This is a genomic window from Aureibaculum marinum, from assembly GCF_003813905.1.
Classification (GTDB): Bacteria; Bacteroidota; Bacteroidia; order Flavobacteriales; family Flavobacteriaceae; genus Aureibaculum; species Aureibaculum marinum.
Map to the genome: position 1 here is coordinate 192,190 of NZ_RPFJ01000003.1, position 6,256 is coordinate 198,445.

General features: G+C 30.2%; 6 protein-coding genes. 3 read left to right on the forward strand and 3 right to left on the reverse strand.

What is annotated here, in order from left to right; all coding sequences use genetic code 11:
- The first annotated feature begins 5 nt into the window (after positions 1-5).
- On the forward strand, positions 6-944 hold the full coding sequence (gene rsgA / locus EGM88_RS03825; RefSeq protein ID WP_123896649.1) for a ribosome small subunit-dependent GTPase A: 939 nt from the start codon (positions 6-8) through the stop codon (positions 942-944).
- 40 nt (positions 945-984) lie between these two features.
- Here the strand turns inward: rsgA and EGM88_RS03830 are convergent, their stop codons facing one another.
- Entirely contained in the window at positions 985-1,968 is a 984-nt protein-coding gene (locus EGM88_RS03830; protein ID WP_123896650.1) for a Gfo/Idh/MocA family protein, read from the reverse strand.
- Positions 1,969-2,182: 214 nt separating this feature from the next.
- Here EGM88_RS03830 and EGM88_RS03835 point away from each other — a divergent pair, with 214 nt between their 5' ends.
- A complete protein-coding gene (locus EGM88_RS03835; RefSeq protein ID WP_123896651.1) occupies positions 2,183-3,664 on the forward strand; it encodes a Na+/H+ antiporter NhaC family protein in 1,482 nt (493 codons plus the stop codon).
- A gap of 129 nt (positions 3,665-3,793) precedes the next feature.
- Here EGM88_RS03835 and EGM88_RS03840 read toward each other — a convergent pair whose 3' ends face one another.
- Positions 3,794-4,297 (reverse strand): GNAT family N-acetyltransferase, encoded by a 504-nt coding sequence (locus EGM88_RS03840; protein ID WP_123896652.1) that lies wholly within the window; start codon positions 4,295-4,297, stop codon positions 3,794-3,796.
- A gap of 55 nt (positions 4,298-4,352) precedes the next feature.
- Positions 4,353-5,012, reverse strand: coding sequence for a hypothetical protein (locus EGM88_RS03845; protein ID WP_123896653.1), 660 nt, complete (start codon positions 5,010-5,012; stop codon positions 4,353-4,355).
- A 147-nt stretch (positions 5,013-5,159) separates the two neighbouring features.
- Between EGM88_RS03845 and era the strand changes: the two genes are divergently transcribed.
- Positions 5,160-6,041, forward strand: a complete 882-nt coding sequence (gene era / locus EGM88_RS03850) for a GTPase Era (RefSeq protein WP_123896654.1) — start codon at positions 5,160-5,162, stop codon at positions 6,039-6,041.
- Positions 6,042-6,256 lie beyond the last annotated feature (215 nt).

Below are 6,256 nucleotides of genomic sequence, written 5' to 3' on the forward strand. Positions count from 1 at the left end.
TATAAATGACAGGTATTGTAACAAAGTCAACAGGTAGTTGGTATTCGGTAAGAGTTGATAACAAAACAATTATAGAATGCCGAATTAAAGGAAAGTTTCGGTTAAAAGGAATAAAAAGTACAAATCCTATTACGGTTGGTGATCGTGTTGATTTTAAAATGGAAGCTGATAATGAAAATGGTATTATTACAAAAATTCATGATCGGAAGAATTACATTATCCGAAAATCAGTAAATTTATCAAAACAAACACATATTATTGCTGCCAATATTGATCAAGTTTTTTTGCTAGTAACTTTAAAAAACCCTCAAACATTTACTACATTTATTGATCGTTTTTTAGCTACAGCAGAAGCCTACTCAATTCCGGCTGTAATTCTGTTCAATAAAATTGATTTATATGACAAAGAGTTACTAGCAAAAAAACAAGAACTTGAAAATGTATATAAAACTATTGGTTACGAATGCTTAGATGTTTCTGCTACGGAAAAAATAAATATTAATAAACTAAAAATAATTATGAAAGATAAAGTCAGTATGTTTTCAGGACATTCTGGCGTAGGAAAATCAACTTTAATCAATGCTGTTTATCCTGAATTAGACTTAAAAACTTCTGAGATATCGGTTCAACACAAACAAGGGCAACACACTACAACTTTTGCAGAAATGTTTGACTTACCTTTTGGAGGCTATATTATTGACACTCCTGGCATTAAAGGTTTTGGTGTAGTTGATTTTGAGAAAAATGAAATTGGTGATTATTTCCCTGAGTTTTTCGCTATAAAACACCATTGTAAATTCAACAATTGTTTACATATTAACGAACCTAATTGTGCAATAAAAGATGCCTTAAAAAACGGAGAAATAGCACAATCTAGATACATTAGTTACTTACAATTAGTTGAAGGTGAAAACGAAAACTATCGTGTGGATGATTGGGCATAACAACTATTATCCCTTTCAGTTTGTTAATTATAATTTTAAATTAATCATTAGGATAAACCAATCCAACTTTTTTACGAACCTCATCAAGAATAGAAATTAAATCTAAACTATTTTGATGTGACCATAATTCACTTTCAATTTTATTGTTTTTTATACAGTTATGGCACTCTATAATTTCATGTGAAAATCCAATACCCAAAGTAGGCAACTCTACTACTTCTTCTACTCCATTTTTTACCAACGTAAATCCTTGAGCATTATGCCAAGAATCATGCAAATAGATTTCACCTTTAGTACCACTTATACGAGCAATCATTTTAGATTTTGACATAAAACTACTATACAAAATGGCTTGTGCATTTTTATAATGAAATACCATTGAAGACTGAACATCGCATTTTGCAATTGAATGAAAAATAGACCTAGCTAGTATTTCTTTAGGTTTACCTAATAATTCATAAGCCAAAAACGCAGGGTAAATACCAATATCTAAAATTGCACCACCACCCAATTCTAAATTATACACTCTACTGTCTAAAGGTTTTTCAGATTTAAAAGAAAAATCTGCATTAATATAAGTTACATCACCAATCTCTCCACTATCAATTCTTTTTTTTACAGCCAGAAAAGAAGGGTTAAACCGAGTCCATAATCCTTCCATAAAAAATAGATTTTTAGCCTTTGACAATTCAATCATTTTTATGGCTTCTTTTCTATTAATTGCTAATGGTTTTTCACAAAGCACATGTTTATTATGCTCCATTGCTTTTAGTGACAATTCGCAATGCATATGGTGTGGTGTAGCAATATAAATAATGTCAATTTCTGAATCTAGAAACAGCTTATCATAGCTTCCATAGCTTTTCTTTGAATGATGTAATTTGCCAAATTCATTAGCTCTATCAATTGTTCTGGAAGCTACTGCATGTAATTCAGCATCTTTTACAAGAGCTAAATCACTAGCAAATTTATGAGCTATATTTCCACAGCCAACAATGCCCCATTTTATTTTTGATGTATTCATAATAATAAAAAAACAATATTACAAAAAGTAAATTGACTAAAAGAATCTGTATCTTAAAAATTTAATCTCTAAAGTATATACATATAGCACATCTGTTTTGTTAAAAAAAATCATTTTTTAGAATTAATTTTCACAGCAATTTACAAAGTCCATTACTTTTTATATATTTAACCCAAAGACATAAGAACAACCATATAAGATTAACATACTATCCATGACAGACTACGGTTTCCTTTCCATTTTACCACCAATTTTAGCCATTATTTTAGCATTAAAGACCAAACAAGTATATGTATCATTGGTTTTAGGTATTTGGCTATCGTGGTTAATAATGAGCGATTGGAATTTTTTAGACGGTACTTTAGCTACATTAGAGGCTTTTGTAAACGTTTTTAAATCAGAAGGAAATACTAGAACCATTATGTTTAGTGCCTTAGTAGGGGCTTTATTACTTTTTATTCAATACTCGCGTGGTGTTGAAGGTTTTGTAAATAAATTGAATAAACTTATTGTTTATTTTGAAAATAAACAAAGTGGTTATAGCCGTGTTGTGGTTCAATTATTAGCTTTTTTTACTGGAGTTGCATTGTTTGTAGAAACTAGTATTAGTTCATTAACCGTAGGCACTATTTACCGTCCTGTTTTTGACAAACTAAAAATTCCTCGCGAAAAACTAGCCTATATTGCAGATTCAAGTTCTGCTCCATCATCAATTATAATCCCTTTTAATGCTTGGGGTGCTTTTATTATGGGGTTACTTTTAACCCAAGGTGTTGACAACCCTTTCGGCTTATTGATATCTTCTATAAAATATAACTTCTATCCCATTTTAGCATTACTATTAGTAGTTGTTATTATAGTTTCTAAAAAGGATTTTGGTCCTATGGCAAAAGCCGAAAAAAGAACTAGAGAAACAGGTAAATTATTAGATGAAGATTCTAAACCAATGATTTCTGAAGCAGTAACTTCTTATAAACCAAAAGAAGGCATTCCTGCAAAAGCATATAATATGATTATCCCTTTACTTACTATGGTAATTATGATGCCTGTTTGGTTGGCGTATACAGGATGGAATAATGTTACTGATGCTACTTCTTGGTGGAATCATTTTGTAACAGCTTTAGGCGAAGGTTCAGGCTCTTCGTCAGTACTTTATGCAGTAACCACATCTATTGTGGTAGGTATGATTTTATACCGCTCGCAAGGATTAATGAGAAGTAAAGAGATGGTTGATTTAATTTTAAAAGGAATAAGTGAATTAATACCATTAGCCTTATTAATGTTACTGGCTTTTGCCATTGGCGATGCCTGTAAAGCTTTAGGTACAGGTCAGTTTGTGGCCAACTGGTCTAAAGATTGGTTATCTCCCGAATTTTTACCTGCTATTGTATTTATAATTAGCTCTTTTATAGCTTTTTCTACAGGAACTTCTTGGGGAACTTTTGCTATTATGCTAGCCATTTCTATACCTATGGCAAACTTACATGGCTCTGACCTTACTTTAGTAGTTGCTGCTACATTAGGTGGTGGTATTTTTGGTGATCACTGCTCCCCTATTTCTGATACTTCCATAATATCTTCAATGGCTTCTGCTAGTGATCATATTGACCATGTTCGTACTCAGTTACCATACGCAATATTTGGCGGAATTATTACCGTTATTTTATATTTAATTTTAGGATTTGCAATGAATTAATTTTTTTTTGGACAACGTCATGCTGAACTTGTTTCAGCACCTCATTCTTGCTTAACTTACAGTTACTTGTTAAACTAGACCCTGAAACAAGTTCAGGGTGACGAACCTATGATATAATAGTATGGACAATTAAATTAGCTCCTTCTGGTATAAATTATAAACTCCAAGTGGTAATTGTTTTTGCTCAACCAATATAAACCCTAGGTTTTCGTAGTATGTACAAAGCTTCGCATTTGTAGCGTCGCAATCCAATCTTAAATACTCAAAATTGTTCTTTTTCGCATTTTTCTCAATACATAGAATAACCTGTTTCCCCAAATTATTACCTGAAAAGGCCTTGTCAATTACCAACGAGTGTATATATTTTGACTGATCATTCATTACTCGCCAATAGCTCAAATCTTTTTCTAAAATTCGAACCATCCTCATAACTTCATCATTCGCATTTTCAATAAAGTAGAATTCATTGTTTAAAAAGCCATCTTCTACCCATTTAATTTTCTCAACAGGAGGATCTTGCCAATACTGCCATTGGTTTACCTTTTTTTCTTCCAATGTTATGGATGCTGATTTCAATAAATCAAAGGCTATTTGTATGTCATCTAGATGGGCTTGCTTGAGCTTAAAGATCATAGATTATTATTGATTTCAATACTACACTATATCTGCGTTTTGTATTTTTTTTAATTTAAATCATTCTAATTTCAACAATCTTAGTTTCTTTTTTTAAACTTCCCTTTTTTACGGAAACCCACTCATCAGGCATCATAGGTTTCTCAATACGTTCATCATTCTCTAGAATACATTGAATTACCAATTCATTAGTTTTAACATAATACAAATCACTAAAATTATTATACAAAATTTCATAATCGGGATATGCTTCTGAAAAAGCATCAATAGTAGCACCAACTCCTATCCCTTCTTTTGTTTTATATTTTTCAGAAATCACAATAATCTCACCAATATTTTTTGTATACTCTCCCTTTTCATCGTCATATTTTGGTTTTAAGTGTACTAAAACAGATCCCTTTCCATTAACAATATAAGTAATATCTTCTGACTTAGTTAAACCATCTTCGTTCATTTTTGACATCGTTTTTTTGTTAATCATATAATAATCATATCCACCCACATCCGGAATTCTATCTCCAATTTTGAACTCTCCAACAGCCTTATTCGTAATCAAATAGATATTTTCTTTTGGTGTCACCGTATCAACTTCAATAATTTCTTTTGAGATGTAATTTTTCTCAGCTGCTGCCATATTTTCCTTGGTATTGCTATTCGAATTACACCCTACTATTAAAAAAGTGAGTACTCCTACTATTAAAAAATACAATTTCATATTGCTTTATTTTTTAAAATTAAGCTACAAAAATAGAATTAGTTGCGAATAACAATATAAATATTCTACAAAATGATGACTTTAAGAGGCTACGATACGCTATCTTTTTATAATTAAAACCTACCTTTGCAAAATAATACTAATATTATGGCACATAAAGCAGGATTTGTAAATATAATCGGTAACCCAAACGTAGGTAAATCTACGCTAATGAACGCCTTTGTAGGTGAACGTTTATCTATTATTACCTCAAAAGCACAGACTACACGTCATCGTATTTTGGGAATTGTTAATGGTGAAGATTTTCAAATATTATTTTCTGACACTCCAGGCATAATAAAACCAGCTTATGAATTACAAGAATCTATGATGGATTTTGTAAAATCTGCTTTTGAAGATGCTGACGTACTTATTTATATGGTAGAAATTGCTGAAAAAGCATTAAAAGATGAAGACTTTTTTAATAAAATTACCAATGCTAAAATTCCTATTTTATTATTAATTAATAAGATTGACAAATCTTCTCAAAATGAATTGGAAGACCAAATGATTTATTGGCAAGAAAAAGTACCTAATGCAAGAGTGGTTCCTATTTCTGCACTTCAAAACTTTAATATTAAAAATGTACTAGATAATATAATAGAACTATTACCTGAATCTCCTGCATTTTATCCAAAAGATCAATTAACTGATAAACCCGAGCGTTTTTTTGTTAATGAAGCTATTAGAGAAAAAATATTAGTACACTACAAAAAGGAAATACCATATGCGGTAGAAATTGAAACCGAAGAATTTATTGAAGAATCTAATATAATTAAAATTCGTTCTATAATAATGGTAGAACGAGAATCTCAAAAAGGAATTATTATAGGCCATAAAGGAGCAGGACTAAAACGCGTTGGTTCAGAAGCACGACGAGATTTAGAAAAATTTTTTGATAAAAAAATATATCTAGAGCTTTATGTGAAAGTAAATAAAGATTGGCGTTCTGATCAAAATCAATTGAAAAAATTTGGATATAAAGAGTAATTTATAAATACTACTACATATTAAGTTTAAAAAACAACACTTTTTATTAAATCTATTGATAGATTATTTTTTAATTTATTAATAAGTTTTAATTTTTAGTATCCGTTACTTAACGGTTAAGTAACGGATAATCTTTTAGTACACCTATGCAGAACATCAATAATTATAAGGGTTTTTATTAAATTTTCAAAAAAATTATTATATTTAAAGCCATA